At 74.1% G+C, this 16630-nt stretch carries 16 protein-coding genes; 12 read left to right on the top strand and 4 right to left on the bottom strand.

The window, feature by feature from the left end; genetic code table 11:
- The first annotated feature begins 24 nt into the window (after positions 1-24).
- From HL189_RS01050 to HL189_RS01000, 11 genes are all read left to right on the top strand, one after another.
- Positions 25-990, top strand: coding sequence for a flagellar motor switch protein FliM (locus tag HL189_RS01050; RefSeq protein ID WP_369131840.1), 966 nt, complete (start codon positions 25-27; stop codon positions 988-990).
- On the top strand, positions 990-1736 hold the full coding sequence (fliN, locus tag HL189_RS01045; RefSeq protein ID WP_369131839.1) for a flagellar motor switch protein FliN: 747 nt from the start codon (positions 990-992) through the stop codon (positions 1734-1736). The genes HL189_RS01050 and fliN overlap by 1 nt, the downstream gene beginning before the upstream one ends.
- A gap of 76 nt (positions 1737-1812) precedes the next feature.
- Positions 1813-2241, top strand: coding sequence for a flagellar biosynthetic protein FliO (locus HL189_RS01040; protein ID WP_369131838.1), 429 nt, complete (start codon positions 1813-1815; stop codon positions 2239-2241).
- Positions 2238-3059, top strand: coding sequence for a flagellar type III secretion system pore protein FliP (gene fliP, locus HL189_RS01035; RefSeq protein WP_369131837.1), 822 nt, complete (start codon positions 2238-2240; stop codon positions 3057-3059). Before HL189_RS01040 ends, fliP begins: the two co-directional genes overlap by 4 nt.
- Before the next feature lie 13 nt (positions 3060-3072).
- On the top strand, positions 3073-3348 hold the full coding sequence (gene fliQ, locus HL189_RS01030) for a flagellar biosynthesis protein FliQ (RefSeq protein WP_222265427.1): 276 nt from the start codon (positions 3073-3075) through the stop codon (positions 3346-3348).
- Positions 3349-3354: 6 nt separating this feature from the next.
- Positions 3355-4119 carry a flagellar biosynthetic protein FliR gene (fliR, locus tag HL189_RS01025; RefSeq protein WP_369131836.1) on the top strand — a complete coding sequence of 255 codons (765 nt, stop codon included), beginning with the start codon at positions 3355-3357 and terminating at the stop codon, positions 4117-4119.
- Between the two features lies 1 nt (position 4120).
- The gene (locus HL189_RS01020; RefSeq protein ID WP_369131835.1) at positions 4121-5296 is read left to right on the top strand and encodes a flagellar biosynthesis protein FlhB; all 1176 of its coding nucleotides are present in this window, start codon (positions 4121-4123) and stop codon (positions 5294-5296) included.
- A 123-nt stretch (positions 5297-5419) separates the two neighbouring features.
- Complete coding sequence (gene flhA / locus HL189_RS01015) at positions 5420-7459, top strand: flagellar biosynthesis protein FlhA (RefSeq protein WP_369131834.1); 2040 nt, start codon at positions 5420-5422, stop codon at positions 7457-7459.
- The gene (locus HL189_RS01010) at positions 7440-10694 is read left to right on the top strand and encodes a hypothetical protein (RefSeq protein ID WP_369131833.1); all 3255 of its coding nucleotides are present in this window, start codon (positions 7440-7442) and stop codon (positions 10692-10694) included. The genes flhA and HL189_RS01010 overlap by 20 nt, the downstream gene beginning before the upstream one ends.
- A complete protein-coding gene (locus HL189_RS01005; RefSeq protein ID WP_369131832.1) occupies positions 10691-10924 on the top strand; it encodes a hypothetical protein in 234 nt (77 codons plus the stop codon). Before HL189_RS01010 ends, HL189_RS01005 begins: the two co-directional genes overlap by 4 nt.
- 714 nt (positions 10925-11638) lie before the next feature.
- Positions 11639-11776 carry a hypothetical protein gene (locus HL189_RS01000; protein ID WP_369131831.1) on the top strand — a complete coding sequence of 46 codons (138 nt, stop codon included), beginning with the start codon at positions 11639-11641 and terminating at the stop codon, positions 11774-11776.
- An 89-nt stretch (positions 11777-11865) separates the two neighbouring features.
- On the opposite strand, the gene HL189_RS00995 is transcribed toward HL189_RS01000, so the two are convergent.
- The 4 genes from HL189_RS00995 to HL189_RS00980 all read right to left on the bottom strand — a co-directional run bounded on the left by HL189_RS00995 (position 11866) and on the right by HL189_RS00980 (position 15665).
- Positions 11866-13164, bottom strand: a complete 1299-nt coding sequence (locus HL189_RS00995; RefSeq protein WP_369131830.1) for a PhoH family protein — start codon at positions 13162-13164, stop codon at positions 11866-11868.
- 286 nt (positions 13165-13450) lie between these two features.
- On the bottom strand, positions 13451-13627 hold the full coding sequence (locus tag HL189_RS00990; RefSeq protein ID WP_369131829.1) for a hypothetical protein: 177 nt from the start codon (positions 13625-13627) through the stop codon (positions 13451-13453).
- Positions 13624-14847 (bottom strand): DUF885 domain-containing protein, encoded by a 1224-nt coding sequence (locus HL189_RS00985; RefSeq protein ID WP_369131828.1) that lies wholly within the window; start codon positions 14845-14847, stop codon positions 13624-13626. Before HL189_RS00985 ends, HL189_RS00990 begins: the two co-directional genes overlap by 4 nt.
- Before the next feature lie 38 nt (positions 14848-14885).
- Entirely contained in the window at positions 14886-15665 is a 780-nt protein-coding gene (locus HL189_RS00980; protein WP_369131827.1) for an isoprenyl transferase, read from the bottom strand.
- Between the two features lie 114 nt (positions 15666-15779).
- Between HL189_RS00980 and HL189_RS00975 the strand changes: the two genes are divergently transcribed.
- Entirely contained in the window at positions 15780-16607 is an 828-nt protein-coding gene (locus HL189_RS00975; RefSeq protein WP_369131826.1) for a hemolysin III family protein, read from the top strand.
- Positions 16608-16630 lie beyond the last annotated feature (23 nt).

Below are 16630 nucleotides of genomic sequence, written 5' to 3'. Positions count from 1 at the left end.
CACCGCCCGCCGATGAGGACATGCGTGAGCCTGTCCGACACCGTGGCCGAGGCGCCGCCCAGCCCCCGGATCCCCGACGGGCAGGGGCGGAGCCGGCGACGTGAACCGCGCACCTACGACTTCCGCCGGCCGACCAAGCTCTCCCGCGAGCACGTCCGCATCCTGCAGATCGCCCAGGAGTCCTTCGCCCGCCAGGCGACCACCACGCTGACCTCCTTCCTGCGCACCGGCGCCCGGATGGAGCTGGTCGGCATCGAGCAGTTCTCCTACGACGACTACATCGCCACCCTGCCGTCCTCGTACTTCCTGGCGGTCTTCACCCTCGAGCCGCTCCCCGGCAAGGGCGTCCTGGCCTATCCGCTGGACTCCGCGATGGCGATGGTCGACCACATGCTGGGCGGCTCCGGGGGCGACGAGCAGCCCAACCGGCCGCTGACCGGGATGGAGTCCGCCCTCACCGGGCACCTGATCGAGCGGCTCCTCGGCGAGCTGGCCGAGGCGTTCGCGGCCATCACGCCGCTGCAGCCGGTCCTGGACGGCGTCGAGTACAACCCGCAGCTGGCCCAGGCCGCCTCCGGCTCGGAGACGGTCATGGTGGCGACGTTCGGCATGCGGATCGGCTCCCGGGAGCCCGACGCGACGCTCGTGCTCCCCTTCACGTCGTTCGCCGCCGCCCTCGACAACGCCGCGTCCCCGCAGCTGTCGGAGTCCGCGCGGCACAAGCGGCAGCGGGCCCACGAGGCGCTGACCGAGCGGCTGGGCGACGTCCCGGTGGACGTGAGCGTCCGGTTCAACCCGCTCGAGGTGCCCTCGGGTGACCTGCTGTCCCTGGCCGTCGGGGACGTGCTGCTGCTGCGGCACGCCCAGGACAACCCGCTGCAGGTCACCACGAACGACGTCACGTTCGCGCACGCCCTCCCGAGCAACCACCGGCGCCGCCTGGCCGCCGAGATCGTCCCCCACACCGCGACCGGCGGAAAGGACCACTGATGACCACCGCCTTCGGCACCGACTCCTCGTCGGACTCCGAGACCATCGCCACCGCAGTCGCCGCGGCCGCCCAGGCCGCGGCGGCCGCGCTGCCCGCCTCGCTCGACCTGCGGGCCGGGGCACCGGTCAGCGACCCGGACGCCGTTCCGCTGCCGGCCGAGCCGGGCGCCGCGGTCACCGCTGCTCTCGGCGGGGAGGTCAGCGGCGACATCGTGCTGGTCCTGTCCGCGGAGATCGTCGCGGCGCTGACCGGCTCACCCGTGGGGCCGATGGACGTCGCCACCGCGCTGCGCCCGGCCCTGGAGGCGGCCGCCGCGGCGCTCGGCCGGGTCCGCGTCGCCGCCGAGCGGGTGGAGGACGTCCTCTCGGCCCTGGACGGGCTGCGGGACAAGGGCGTCTTCCTCGCCGTTCCGCTCGCCGCCCACGGCGAGGTGTCGGCCACCCTCGCGCTCCAGGTGACGCTGCCGCAGGTGCGCGAGCGCCGGGGCAGCCTGGACCTGCTCCGCAACGTGGCCATGGAGGTCACCGTGGAGATCGGCCGCACCCGGATGACGGTGTCCGAGCTGCTCTCGCTCCACCCCGGTGAGGTGGTCGAGCTCGACCGCGCCGCCGGTGCGCCGGCCGACCTGCTGGTCAACGGCACGCTGATCGCCCGCGGCGAGATCGTCGTCGTCGACGAGGACTTCGGGCTGCGGATCAGCGAGATCGTCACCGACGCCGGGGACCCGGGGAGGTCCACGCCATGACCGCGAAGACGACGGCGCAGCGAGCATCGCAGGGAGCGCCAGCGACCGAGGAGCGGAACGGAGGCGGAGTCGAGTCATGACGTGGATGGTCATCCGCCTGGTGCTGTCCCTGGCGTTCGTCGCCGGCGTGCTGCTGCTGGCCACCCACCTGGCGAAGAAGCGCGGGCTGGGTCAGGGCAGCGGTCTGATCGAGGTCGTCGCCCGCCAGCGCATGGGCCGGACGAGCAGCGTGTCCGTCCTCCGGGTCGCCGGCCGGGTGCTGGTCGTCGGCACCACCGACGACACCGTCACCCTGCTCACCGAGGTCGAGGGCGAGGACCTGGACGCCGCGCTCGCCGCGCAGGGCGGCGCCGCGCTGCCCGGCTCGGCGGCGGAGGGGCCCGGCCTCCGGGCAGGCCTCGCGGCCCGCACCGGCTCCGGTGCGCTCGCCGGGTCGGTCCTCGACCGGGGCACCTGGACGTCGGCCGTCCAGGAGCTGCGGGAGCGGACGGTCCGCCGGTCATGACCCTCGCCCTCCGACCCCGGCGCCCGTGGCTGCTGCTGGCCGTCGCGCTGGCCGGAGCGGTCGTCGCGCTGGTCGCCCTGGTGGCGCTGGCCGGACCGGCCGCAGCCGCCCCGACCGCACCGGTCGAGCCGACCGCGCCGATCGCCCCGGTCGTCGACAACGGCGGCGTGGACATCTCCGTCGGCGGCAACAGCCCGAGCACCGCGGTCACGCTGATCCTGGCGATCACGGTGCTGTCCATCGCGCCGTCCGCGCTGCTGCTGGTCACCTCGTTCACCAAGATGATCGTGGTGCTGTCGCTGACCCGCAACGCGCTGGGCCTGGCGACCGCACCGCCCAACCAGGTGCTCACCGGCATCGCCCTGTTCCTCACGATCTTCGTGATGGGCCCGGTGTTCGGCGACGTCAACGACGTCGCCGTCCAGCCCTACCTGAACGGCGCGGTGACCGCCACGCAGGCCTACGACGCCGGCGTCGCGCCGCTGAAGACGTTCCTGCTGGCCAACACCCGCGGCGAGGAGCTCGAGCTGATGATCGGGCTCTCCGGCGAGGAGAAGCCGGCCGACGCCGAGGCGGTGAGCATGCTGACCCTGGTCCCGGCGTTCGTGCTGTCGGAGCTGAAGTCGGCGTTCATCATCGGGCTGGTCGTCTTCATCCCGTTCCTGGTGCTGGACATGCTGGTCAGCGCCGCGCTGATGTCCATGGGCATGATGATGGTGCCGCCCACGGTGGTCGCCCTGCCCTTCAAGTTGCTGCTGTTCGTCGTCGTCGACGGCTGGTCGTTGATCACGACGGCGCTCGTCGGCTCGTACGGGTGAGGCGGGGTTCCACATGTCTGACGCAGACGTCACCGAGATCGCTACCCAGACGATGATCGTGGCGGCCAAGGTGGCCGCCCCCATCCTGCTCACCGCCCTGCTGGTCGGCTTCATGATCTCGCTGTTCCAGGCAGCGACCCAGATCCAGGAGCAGACCCTCTCCTTCGTCCCGAAGATGATCGCCGTCGCCATCGCCATGGTCGTCACCGGCAACTGGGTGCTCTCGGAGCTGGTGTCCTTCACCAACCACCTCTTCGAGTCCCTCCCCCGGTTGCTCGGCAAGGGCTGAGCCGCGGTGGACCTCCAGGTCCCCTCCGTCACCCTGGCCGCGCTCCTTCTGGCCACCGTGCGGGCCGCGGGGTTCATCATCATGGCGCCACCGTTCAACTCCCCCGGGATCCCGGCCGCGGTCAAGGGCGCCCTGTCCCTGGCCTTCTCCCTGGTCGTCTTCCCCCAGCTCAGCGGGCAGATCCCGGAGGTCACGGCGGGGTTCCTGATCGTCGCGGCGCTCACCGAGGCGATCATCGGGGCGGCGCTGGGCCTCGTCGTCCAGGTGCTGTTCACCGCCGTCCAGATGGCCGGCGACATCATCGACCTGGCCGGCGGGTTCTCCCTCCAGCCGGCCTTCGACCCGCTGTCGATGACCAGCCACTCGGCGATCGGCAAGCTGCACTACCTGCTGGCCATCACGCTGCTGTTCACCAGCAACGGGCACCTGATGCTGGTGCGCGGGTTCGTCACCTCCTACCAGGGCGTCCCGGTCGGCGGGTCGATCCCCACCGACCAGATCGGGTCGGCCCTGGTGACGGCGTTCTCGATGATGTTCCTGGCGGCGCTGCAGATCGCCGGCCCGATGGTGGCCGTCCTGCTGCTCGCCGACATCGCCCTGGCCCTGCTCACCCGCGCGGCGCCGGCGCTCAACGTCTTCGCGATCGGCTTCCCGGTCAAGATCATGATCACCCTGGCCCTGCTGGGCCTGACCTTCCCCCTGCTGCCGCCCGCCCTCGACGCGCTGATGGACACCGCTGTCCAGGCGATGACCGCCTTCCGGAGCGGGTGAGATGGCCAAGGACGGACCGGGCGGTGAGAAGACAGAGAAGCCGACACCGAAGAAGCTCAAGCAGGCCCGCAAGGACGGGCAGATCCCGCGGACCCAGGAGCTGGGCACCTGGGTCGGTGCCGCGGCGGCGAGCTTCCTGCTGCCGATGCTCGTGGGCAACGCGTTCACCTCCGTCCAGGAGCTGTTCCTGCACGTGGGCACGGTGGTCGAGCGCCCCGATCCGGCCCAGCTCTCGGTGCTCCTGGGGCAGGCGCTGGGCGTCTTCCTCGCCGCGGTGCTGCCACTGGCCCTGGGCATGATGCTGGTCGGCACCGTGGCCTCCGTGGCCCAGGGCGGCGTGGTCCTGTCCGGGAAGGGCCTCAAGCCCACGCTGGGCAAGTTCAACCCGCTGCCGGGCCTGAAGCGGATGTTCGGCACGCACGGTGCCTGGGAGGCGATCAAGGCGGTCATCAAGACCGCCGCCATCGGCGTGGTCATCTACACGACGTCGGACAACGCCCAGACGCTGGTCTCCGCCTCCGGCTCGCTGCCGCTGTCGGAGATCACCCGGGTGTGCGCCGACTCGGCGGTGCTCATGTTCCGCGTGGTCGGCCTCACCGGCCTGGTCATCGCGCTGGCCGACTACCTGGTCGTCCGGCACCAGACCATGCAGAAGCTCAAGATGAGCCGCTACGAGATCGAGCAGGAGTACAAGCAGGCCGAGGGCGACCCGCACATGAAGGCCTCACGCCGGGCCACCCAGCTGGCCATGTCGCGCAACCGGATGATGGCCGAGGTCGCCGAGGCCGACGTCCTGCTCATCAACCCGACGCACGTCGCCGTCGCGCTGAAGTACGAGCCGCAGAAGGGCGCGCCGCGGGTCGTGGCCAAGGGGGCCGACGAGATCGCGACCAAGCTGCGCGAGCGGGCCCGGGAGGCCGGCGTGCCGATGGTCCAGGACATCCCGCTGGCCCGCGCGCTGCACGCCAGCTGCGAGCTCGGCCAGGAGGTGCCGGCGCAGCTGTTCACCGCCGTCGCCCGGGTGCTGGCCTTCGTCATGCAGCTGTCCTCCCGCGGCGTGCGCGGCGGCGTGCACCGCCCCGGCTTCGAGGCGCCGGACACCGCGGACCTGCCCCGCGCCGGGCGTCGCCGTCAGCCGCCGGCGTCCAACCTCGTGAGGCAACCGGAGCGCCAGTGACGGGCGGGACGACGCCCCGCTCCGCTCCCGGTGCCGACCGGTTGCCGCCCTGCCGAGAAGACCGGTACGGGGCGCTGCGTGCACCCCTGGTCACCAGCGTCACCGGCACAGGAACGAGGTCTCGTGGGCAAGCTGACGAAGGCAGCCGTCCCCATCGGGGTCGTCTCGATCGTCCTCATGCTGGTCGTGCCGCTGCCCGCGACCGTGCTGGACCTGCTGCTGGGGCTGAACATCGTCGGCTCGCTGCTGATCCTGCTGGTGTCCATGCAGATCAAGCGGCCGCTGGACTTCGCCGTCTTCCCGTCGCTGGTGCTCATCGCCACGCTGATGCGGCTGGCGCTGAACGTCTCCTCCACCCGCCTGGTGCTCACCGACGGGTACGCCGGCAAGGTCATCGAGGCGTTCGGCCACTTCGTGATCGGCGGCTCGCTGATCGTCGGCCTGGTGATCTTCGTGATCCTCACGATGATCCAGTTCGTCGTCATCACCAACGGCGCCGGCCGCGTCGCCGAGGTCGGGGCCCGCTTCACCCTCGACGCGATGCCGGGCAAGCAGATGGCCATCGACGCCGACCTGAACGCCGGGCTGATCAACGAGGCCCAGGCCCGCAAGCGGCGCAAGGAGGTCACCTCCGAGGCCGACTTCTACGGGTCGATGGACGGCGCCAGCAAGTTCGTCAAGGGCGACGCCATCGCCGCGATCATCATCACGCTGATCAACCTGATCGGCGGCTTCGCGATCGGCGTCATGCAGCTGGGCATGTCGATGACCGACGCCGTCTCCACGTACTCCGTGCTGAGCGTGGGCGACGGGCTGGTCTCGCAGATCCCCGCGCTGCTCATCTCCACCGCCACGGGCCTGATCGTCACGCGCTCGGCCTCCGAGGGCGACATGGGCAGCGACCTGATCAGCCAGCTCAGCCGCAACAAGATGCCGGTGCGCATCGCCGGTGGCGCGTCCCTGGCGCTGTGCCTGATCCCCGGCCTGCCCAAGCTGCCGTTCCTGCTGATCGGTGCCCTCTTCCTCTTCCTGTCCACGCGCTTCGAGGACACGCCGGACGAGGACCCCGACGAGGTCGCCGCCCCGCAGGCCGACGAGCCGCAGCCGGACTCCCCCGAGGAGATCGCGGACAAGATGCGCGTGGACCCGCTGGAGCTGGAGGTCGCCTTCGACCTGGTCGAGCTGGTGGACACCGCCCGCGGCGGGGACCTGCTGGACCGGGTGAAGGCGCTGCGCCGCAAGGTCGCGATGGAGACCGGCCTGGTGATCCCGCTGGTGCGCACCCGGGACAACCTCGACCTGCCGGCGTCCCAGTACGTCATCTGGCTCAACGGCGTCCCCGCGGCCAAGGGGACCTCCCCGGCCGGGACGGTGCTCGCCATCGGCGACCACCTCGACGGGCTGCCCGGCAAGCCCACCCGCGAGCCGGTGTTCGGCCTGCCCGCCAAGTGGGTGCCGGCCGAGCTCCAGCGGCAGGCCGAGATGGCCGGGGCCACCGTGGTCGACCGGTCCTCGGTCATCACCACCCACCTGGCCGAGGTCGTCCGGCAGAACGCCTCGCAGCTGCTCGGCCGGGAGGACGTGAAGGTGCTGGTGGAGATGGTCCGCCGCACCCACCCGGCCGTCGTCGACGAGCTCACCCCCACGCTGCTCAGCCTGGGCGAGGTGCAGCGCGTGCTGCACTCGCTGCTGGACGAGGGGGTGTCGATCCGCGACCTCGTGCGCATCTTCGAGGCGCTGTCCCTGCGGGCCAAGAAGTCCACCGACCTCGACGGGCTGGTGGAGGCCGCGCGGACCGCGCTCGGGGCGGCCATCAGCCACCCCTTCGTCACCCCGGACGAGCGCCTGCACGTCATCACCCTCGAGCCCTCGTTCGAGCAGCGACTGCTGGAGGCCATCCGCCCGACGGAGGCCGGCCAGGTGCTCGCCCTCGACGGCCACACCGTCGACGCCCTGGTGCGCGGCTGCACCAACCTGCTCGACGAGGCCGACCGGATGAGCCTCTCCCCCGTCCTCGTGTGCTCGCCGCAGGTCCGAGCCGCACTGTCCCGCCTGGTCCGCCAGGTCCTGCCGCGGCTGTCGGTCATCTCCTACAACGAGGTGTCCCGGACGGCCCAGATCGAGTCCCTGGGAGTGGTGAGCGGTGCCGTCGCAGTCCGTTGAGGCAGCCACGCGTGAGGAGGCCATCGAGGCCGCGCGCGAGAAGTTCGGGCCGTCGGCGCGGATCGTCGGCGTCCGCCGGATCCGCTCCGGCGGGATGCTCGGCTTCTTCGCGTCCGAGCGGTTCATCGCCGAGGTCGAGGTGAGCGCGCGGCCGGCTGCGCCCGCTCCGACCGCCGTCCGGCCCTCGCTCGACGACCGGGCGAGCGAGCTGGCCGACCTGTTCCGCAGCGACCCGGCGGACGAGCCCGCCGTCGGCCTGTACGGGCGGGCCGGCTCGAACCGGGTCGCCGTCGCCGAGCCGGCAGCCGCCCGCACCGCCCAGCCCGCCGGGTCGCTCGGCGACGCGCTGGTCGAGCGGATGTCGGCCATCCGCACCGCCGCGCCGCGCACCGGCGGCTTCCGCGCCGCGGCGGTCGCCGACCGCCCGGCGCCGTCGCGCCCGGCCTCAGCGGCGGCGCGGTCGGCTGCCTCCTCGACCACCCGGACCCCGACGGCGCACCCGGCGGCGTCCCGGACGTCGGCGGCGCGTCCGGCCGCCGCCCGGTCCTCCTCCGCCGCCCGGTCGTCCTCCGCCGCCCGCCCCGCCGCGGCACGGTCCGGGGGCGACACCGCCAAGCCGTTCACCCCGGCCCGGCACACGCTGATGCTGCCCCCGGAGGAGCTGGCCACGCCGGTGGCGGACCCCGCGGTGGAGCCGGCGCCCCCGGTGGACGCGCCGTCGCCGTTCGCGGCCGCGCTGACCCGCATGGTGACCAGCGACCAGCAGGTCCGGGCAGCGGTCGACGACGCCGCCGAGGCGGCCGCCGAGGCCGCGCGCCTGCAGGCCGAGGCCGAGGCCGCCGCGCTCGAGGCCGCCCGTCAGGAGGCCGAGCGCATCCAGGCCGCCGCCGCCGAGGCCGTCGCCGCGGAGGCTGCCCGCATCGAGGCCGAGCGCATCGAGGCGGCGCGCCGGCAGGCCGCCCGCATCGAGGCCGTCCGCCGGGAGGCCGCCCGGCTGGAGGCCGAGCGCATCCAGGCCGAGGCCGCGGCCGCGGCCCGGGCCGCCGAGGAGGCCGCCCGGCTGCAGGCCGAGGCGGAGGCCGCCGCAGCTGCCGAGGCCGCCCGCCTGCGGGCCGAGGCGGAGGCCGCCGCAGCCGCCGAGGCCGCGCGCCTGCGGGCCGAGGCGGAGGCCGCTGCAGCTGCCGAGGCCGCCCGGCTGCAGGCCGAGGCCGCCGCAGCGGCCGAGGCCGCTCGTGTCCAGGCCGAGGCCGAGGCCGCCGCCGAGGCGGAGGCAGCGCGTCTGCAGGTTGAGGCCGAGGCCGAAGCCGCCGCAGCCGCGGAGGCCGCCCGGCTGCGGGCCGCGGCGGAGGCGGCAGCCGTCGCGGAGGCCGCCCGGCTGCAGGCCGAGGCCGAGGCCGCCGCGCGCGCTGCCGCGGCCGCCGCAGCCGAAGCCGCCCGCATGGAGGCGGAGCGGCTCGAGGCCGAGCGGCTGGAGACCGAGCGCGCCGAGGCCGCCCGGGCCGAGGCCGCCCGGATCGAGGCCGCCCGGATCGAGGCCGCCCGGGCCGAGGCCGCCCGCGTCGAGGCCATCCGGCGGCAGGCCGAGGCCGCCGCCGAGGCAGCCCGGATCCAGGCCGAGGCCGAGGCCGCCGCCGAGGCGGCGCGGTTGCAGGCCGAGGCCGCGGCCGCGGAGGCCGCCCGCCTGGAGGCGGAGGCCGCTGCCGCCGAGGAGCTCGCCGCCGCCGAGGCCCTGGCCGCCGCGGAGGCGATGACCCCCGAGGAGGCGGACGAGGTCTCGCCCTCGATGGTCGAGAGTGTCCGCAACCTCGACCAGGAGCTCGCCGACCTCCTCGATGAGGTGCTCGCGGCCAACGGCAGCGGCCGGGGCCGGGGCCGGCACCGCTACCCCGAGGACCTCGCCGACGACCCGGAGGCGGTGGCCGTCGCCGAGGCGACCGCGGTCATCGCCGCCGTCGCCACCGGTGAGCTGGCCGTCCAGCCGCCCGCCCCGGCCACCGCGCTCGCGGCCGAGCAGGTGCGCGACGTCCCCGAGCCGTGGCTCTACGACGACGGCGCCCAGCAGACCGACGCCTACGGCAACGCCTACGACACCGGGACGCACGGCTGGGCCGACCCGTGGGGTCCGGCCGCCGCGGCGCCCCTCGTGGTCGACGCGGTCGTGGTCGAGGACACCCCGCTCGACCCGTTCCCGGTGACCGGCCCGGCGACCGCCGCGGCGGAGGCGGTCGTCGCCGCCTCGCTGGTGCGGACCGCCAGCGACCCCGCCCCCCTGCCGCTGGACGCCACCACGTTGCTGCCGGCGCTGTCACTGCTGCCGCCCGGCTCGGGCGGTGCGACGGGCGACCGCCCGGCAGTGCCGCCGGCCCGCCGGGGACGCCCCCCGGTCCCCGCGCCGCGACCGACCGGCCGTCTCGAGGGGAGCCGGCCCGCGCCGCTGCCGGCGGTCCCCGGGCCGGTCACCGGGGGCGGCCGGTCCGCCGAGCCGGGGACCCGGCTGGCCACGGTGACCCGGCTGGTCCCGCAGCACGCCCGGACGCTCGTGCCGATGCACCCGCACGGCCCGGACGAGCTGCTCCTGCGGCTGCTGACGCTGGGGCTGCCCGGTTTCCTGCTCGGGGACGACTTCACCGCCGACGTCGCCGCCCACGGCGTGTACGCCGCGCTGACCCGGACCCTGGCCGACCGACTGCCGCCGGCCCCGCCGGCGCCCACAGAGCCCGGCGAGGTGCTGCTGGTCGTCGGCCCCGGCGCGGAGACCCTGGCCGCGGCCCGGTCGCTGGCCGTGTCGCTGCACCTGGACCCCGAGACGGTGCAGTGGGCCTCCTCCGGCGCGCTGGCCGGTCTCGCTCCCGAGCACAGCCGGATCACCTCGCTGGAGACCGCGCTCGTCCGCCGGCGGGAGAGCACCTCGGCCGGGCGGGTCACCGTCGTCGCCGTGGACGCGCCGCTGCGCACCGCCGGGGGGCCCTGGCTGGAGCACATGCTCTCGGTCTGGGTGCCGACCGCGGTCTGGGCGCTGCTGGACTCGACGCGCAAGCCCGAGGACCTGGTGCCCTGGCTGGAGGCGATGCCGCGGGTCGACGCCGTCGTCGTCCAGGAGACCGACGCCACCGCTGACCCGGCCGCCGTGCTCAACCACGTCGGCATCCCGATCGCCCTCGTCGACGGCGCCCGGGCCACGGCCCACCGCTGGGCCTCGCTGCTGTGCGAGCGCCTGGAGGAGATGGGCGGATGATCAGCCCGCTCCGCACGGACGTGCTGCTCGTCGCCTTCGTGCTGGCGATCCCCGTCCTGCTGCTCGGGCTGCGGGGCGACATGGCACTAACGGAGGTCGTCGCGCGGCTGCCGTGGTGCCTCGGGGCCGGTTGGGCTGCGGTCGCGCTGGTGCGGTGGGCCAGCACGCCGCGGCCGCAGGCGCCGTCCCGCCGCGCGCCGGCCGAGGAAGAGCCCAGCCCCAGCGCCTGATCTCCGCTGCGCCGCCCCCCTCCGGCTCCGCCCTGCACGGTCCTCGGCCGCGTTGCTCGCGCTGCGGTGCGTGCACAGCGATGTAACCGCGTGCGATGCAGCGTCCACAGCCCAACGCCCCGTCCACAGAGTGCCGGGTCAGCCGCCAGTGGCACGGCCGCGGAGCCACGGTGGCCTCCCGCTGTGGGTGGTGCCGCTCCGTCAGGTGCACGTCACCCGTCAGCCGCCAGCACGCAGTGCTGACGAGGAGCGACTGCGATCGCACGTGGCGGGACTCGGCCCCGCCGACGTCGTCGTGGTGGGGACGATGGCCGTCACCAGCCTCGCTCGCACCGTCGTAGACCTGGCCCGTGCTCTTCCCTTCGCTCCTGCGCTTGCCGTTGCCGACGCAGCCCTGGCGAGCGGGGAGACGTCGCCGGACGCGCTGACGGCGGTGCTCACCGCGGGCCGCGGTACGCGCGGAACCCGTTCGGCTCGCCGGGTGGTGCAGGCGGCCGACGGCCGCAGCGAGAGCGTCGGCGAGAGCCGCAGTCGGGCGCTGATGATGAACGTCGGCGTGGTCCGCTCGGACCTGCAGGTGGCGGTGCGACGTCCCGACGCCGTCTCGTCGGTCGCACTGGCTTCGGCTGGCGCGACCACCGGTTGCTGGGCGGGTTCGACGGGCGGATCAAGTACGGCGGCCTGCCGAGACCCGGGCAGGATCCCGGCGATGCCGTGTTCGAGGAGAAGCGGCGGGAGGACGCCCTGCGCGATGAGGGATGGGGCATGGTGCGGTGGGTCCGGGACGAGCTGGCCACGCCGTCTGCCCTCGTGGCCCGCTGGACCCGCGCCCTCGAGCGCGGGCCGCGCTGACCCCGCATCGCACGCTCTTCATCCGCCTTGCTCGTGCCGCAGCGCGTGCAAGTGAGGACACGAGGCGTGCAGTGCGGGGAGAGCAGGCCTCAGAGCGGGAGGTCCTCCAGCATCTCGGTGACCAGGGCCGCGATCGGCGAGCGCTCCGAGCGGGTCAGCGTCACGTGCGCGAAGAGCGGATGCCCCTTCAGCGCCTCGATCACCGCGGTGACGCCGTCGTGCCGGCCGACCCGCAGGTTGTCCCGCTGCGCCACGTCGTGGGTCAGCACCACCCGCGAGTTGGTGCCCAGCCGGGACAGCACCGTGAGCAGCACCCCGCGCTCCAGTGACTGCGCCTCGTCGACGATCACGAAGGAGTCGTGCAGCGACCGGCCGCGGATGTGGGTGAGCGGCAGCACCTCGATCAGCCCGCGGGCGAGGACCTCGTCGAGCACCGCCGGGGACACCAGTGCACCGAGGGTGTCGAACACCGCCTGGGCCCAGGGCGCCATCTTCTCGCCCTCGCTGCCGGGCAGGTAGCCGAGCTCCTGGCCGCCGACCGCGTACAGCGGCCGGAAGATGACCACCTTCTTGTGCGCCCGCCGCTCCATGACCGACTCCAGGCCGGCGCACATGGCGAGCGCCGACTTGCCCGTCCCGGCCCGTCCGCCGAGCGACACGATCCCGACGTCGGGGTCGAGCAGCAGGTCCAGGGCGATCCGCTGCTCGGCCGAGCGCCCGTGCAGCCCGAAGGCCTCGCGGTCACCGCGGACCAGCCGCACGTGCTTGTCCGGGGTCACCCGGCCCAGCGCGGAGCCACGCCCGGACAGCAGCACCAGCCCGGTGTGCGTGGGCAGCTCCGCCGCGGCGGGGACGAACACCGAGCCGGTGTCGTAGAGCGCCTGGATCTCGGGCTCGTCGAGCGCGAGCTCGGCCATGCCCGTCCAGCCGGCGTCGACGACACCCGAGTCTCGGTACTCCTCGGTCGCCAGCCCGACGGCGGCGGCCTTGACCCGCAGCGGGACGTCCTTGGTGACCAGGCAGACGTCCCGGCCCTCGGATCGCAGGTTCAGCGCGACGACCATGATCCGGCTGTCGTTGCTGTCGCTGCGGAACCCGGCCGGCAGCGCCGACGGGTCGCTGTGGTTCAGCTCGACGTGCAGGGTGCCGCCCTGGTCGCCCACCGGGATGGGCGCGTCCAGCCGCCCGTGCAGCACCCGCAGGTCGTCGAGCTTGCGCAGCGTCTGCCGCGCGAACCAGCCCAGCTCGGGGTGGTCCCGCTTGGCCTCGAGCTCCCCCACCACGACCAGCGGGAGGACCACCTCGTGCTCGGCGAACCGCAGCAGCGCTCCCGGGTCGGAGAGCAGCACCGAGGTGTCGAGGACGTAGGTGCGACGGCGAGTGCTCACGAGTCGGCTCCCCTGGGGCACACGGCGCGCCCCGGCTCGAAGGTGGCCGGGTCCCGGCGCAGGGGCCGGGACCCGGCCCCTCTGGTCGACGACGCGCTCGTCACCACCACCGGGCCTCCCGTGGACGGCGAGGCGGGCTCCCCGTCCACCGCGGACGTTAAGCCCTCCCACCGACAGGAACAGCCCCTAGACACGCCAACGGGTGACACGTGGGGCGTCGTTCGCCCGCTGGACCCCTGCCGGAAACGTCGGGCCCCGCCCGGTGGCCCGGCGCGAGGGCCCGGGTTCAGCCGTCCCGGCGCGGCCGGGCGGCGACCGCGGCCCACGCGACGGGGACCAGCAGCACCGGCCACTGCACGGACAGGTCGCCGAACCGGAGCACCCCGAGGAGCAGGAAGAGGAACAGCCAGCCCGCCGTCCAGAGGCCCAGCCGACGGCGCCGCGCGGCGTCCCGCCCCCTCACGCCGGTGCGGCGGCGAGCTCGGCGCTGACGACCGCCGGGGTGAGCGGCTCGTCGAGCAGCCGCAGGAAGCGGTCGGCGACGGTCTGGTCCGCGGGGCGCGCGTCCAACCACCGGCTGAGCAGGGCGTGCCCCTCGACGTAGGTCGAGATGTAGGCACGCCACAACGGGTCGGTGAGGAAGCGCAGCTGCTGCGCGGCGCGGTCGTGGCTGACCAGCGCCCAGCGCTGCAGGTGGGCGATCACCTCGTCGGCGTCGGCGCCGCGGTCGTGCAGCAGGACGGCGGCGTCCTGGCGCACCCGGTTCAGCGGTGCGGCGGCCGCGGCGATCCGCTCCGCCAGCTCCCCGTCGAACCGCAGCCCCAGGTCGCCGAGGACCTCCGCCGACCACGCACCCCACCGGTCGCCGATGGCGGCGTCGACGCCGAGGTCGGCCAGGCCCTCGGCCATCAGGCACTCGGGGGTGTTGACCAGGAATACGGTGTGCTCGAGGTGCTGGTCGCGCTCGACCAGGCCGCGCTCCTTGCGGCAGTGCTCGGTGTGGTGACCGGGGTAGGACTCGTGCGCCACCAGGTGCGGCAGCTGGCTCAGCCGGTGCGGCAGGTCGGCGTTGATGGCCACCCGGGACCGGTAGTCGCCCTCGTAGTAGTTGAACCCCGACCACGGCTTGTCGGTGACCACCTCGTAGCGGACCGTCTCGGCCTCGGGCAGCCCGTACTGCCCGCGGACCCGGTCGCGCAGCGCCGAGGACAGCGCGTGGACGGCGACCTCCAGCCGCTGCGGTGGGCACTCCTCGCGCCGCCGGTGCCGCGCGTACCGCTCGGTGAGGGTGCCGCTGCCCGGCAGCAGCCGGCCGAGCTCCTCGTGCGCGGCGGCGTACTCGGCGGGGTCGCCGAGCTCCACCGAGACCTGGAAGTAGGCGCGCACCTCGTCGAGGTAGCCGACCGGCTCGCCGCCCATCTTGCGGGCCGTGCACTCCAGCCCGGTGAGCTGCCCGCGCAGGTAGGCGGCGCGGTCGGCGGGCAGCGCGGTCGAGTCCAGCTCGGCGAGCAGCGCGCGGGCCTGGTCGCGCAGCCGGGTCGGGGTGGGCGCCGGCTCGTCGCCGACCTGCGCCCGCAGCCGGGGGTCGCCGGTGTAGGCGTCGACGAAGCCCGGCTCGAGCCGGTCGAAGCGGAGGCCCAGCCGCACGTACTCCAGGGGGACGTCGATCGCGCCGGCTGCCATGCGCCGGAGTCTCTCAGCCGGGTCCGTCAGCCCGGTCGTCAGCCGCCGAAACGGCGGTGCCGGGCCGCGTAGTCGCGCAGTGCCCGCAGGAAGTCCACCCGCCGGAAGTCCGGCCAGTACACGTCGGTGAAGTGGAACTCCGCGTTGGCCGTCTGCCACAGCAGGAAGCCCGACAGCCGCTGCTCGCCGCTGGTGCGGATGATCAGGTCGGGGTCGGGCTGGCCGCGGGTGTACAGGTGCTGGGCGATGTGCTCGACGTCGAGGACCTCGGCCAGCTCGTCCAGCGTCGTCCCCCGCTCGGCGTGCTCGACCAGCAGCGAGCGGACGGCGTCGGCGATCTCCCGGCGGCCGCCGTAGCCGACCGCCAGGTTCACGGTGGCCCCCGGGCGGTCGCGGGTGCCCTCCTCGGCCTGCTTGAGGATGGCGGCGGTCTCGGGCGGCAGGACCTCCGGGGACCCCACCGCCCGCAGCTGCCACCGCCGGTCCGGGCCGGCCAGGTCGCAGGCGACGTCCTCGATGATCCGCAGCAGCGGCGTCAGCTCCGCCGCCGGCCGGGACAGGTTGTCGGTGGAGAGCAGGAAGATCGTGACGACCTCGACGCCGACCTCGTCGCACCACCCGAGGAAGTCCACCACCGTGACCGCACCCTTGCGGTGCCCGTCGTTGACGTCGTCCAGGCCACTGGCCCGCGCCCACCGGCGGTTGCCGTCGGCGAGGACCCCGACGTGCCGCGGGATCTCGGCTCCCACGAGCTCGCGGGCGAGGCGGCGTTCGTACAAGGTCGTGAGGACACCGCGGACCTGTGCGCGCACCCCCACGTCCTGAAGGGTAGGCGTCCGCGGGATCCCTGCCGAGTCGGGTGCACCGAGCGCGTCCGCACGGTCACGGTGCCGCACATGGCGAGCGAACCTACGGTTCCGTAACCTCGGTCCATGAGCGCTGCCGCCGACCACCGCGACAACGCCCGCGTGCGCGCGGACGGCGCCGAGCTGGAGGCGCCGCTCGACGAGGCCGTGCAGGCCGTCCGGGACGAGGGCGAACGCGTGGAGGCCGTCGAGACCGACGGGCAGTGGAGCGTCGCCGACTACGGCGACCCCGACTTCACCCACCCCGACACCCGCCCCCGGATGCGCGGGTGGCTGCACCTGTTCGCCTTCTTCGGCTCGATCGTGGCTGCGGCGGTGCTGATCCCGCTCGCCTCGGTGGAGGGGCTGCGGTCGGGGCTGTCGGTCGCCGTCTACTGCGTGACGATCTGGGGGCTGTTCGGGATCAGCGCGCTGTACCACCGGCGCCGCTGGTCGCCGCGGGCCTGGAAGCTCATGAAACGCGCCGACCACTCGATGATCTTCCTGTTCATCGCCGGCACCTACACGCCGTTCTGCCTGCTCGCCGTCCCCGAGCCGCTCGGCTGGTGGATCCTCGGCATCGTCTGGGCCGGGGCGCTCGCCGGCGTCGCGCTCAAGATGGCCTGGCCGACGGCGCCCCGCTGGGTCGGTGTGCCGATCTACCTGGCCCTGGGCTGGGTCGCCGTCTTCGTGCTCGTCGACATCATGCGGCTGGTGGGCGTCACCGTCATCGTGCTCATGGCCGCCGGCGGGCTGCTGTACAGCGCGGGCGCCATCGCCTACGCCCTCAAGCGGCCCAACCCCGTGCCCCGGGTGTTCGGCTACCACGAGGTCTTCCACGCGATGACGATCGTGGCCGCGATCTGCCACTACATCGCCGTCTACTTCGCGATCTACAACAGCCCGTACGTGTAAGAAGGACCCTCCTGCAGGGGCTC

The sequence above is a fragment of the Modestobacter sp. I12A-02662 genome, assembly GCF_041028325.1.
Taxonomy (GTDB): domain Bacteria; phylum Actinomycetota; class Actinomycetes; order Mycobacteriales; family Geodermatophilaceae; genus Modestobacter.
The sequence above is the reverse complement of the archived record's forward strand: the minus strand, read 5'-3'. Positions and strand labels throughout refer to the sequence as shown.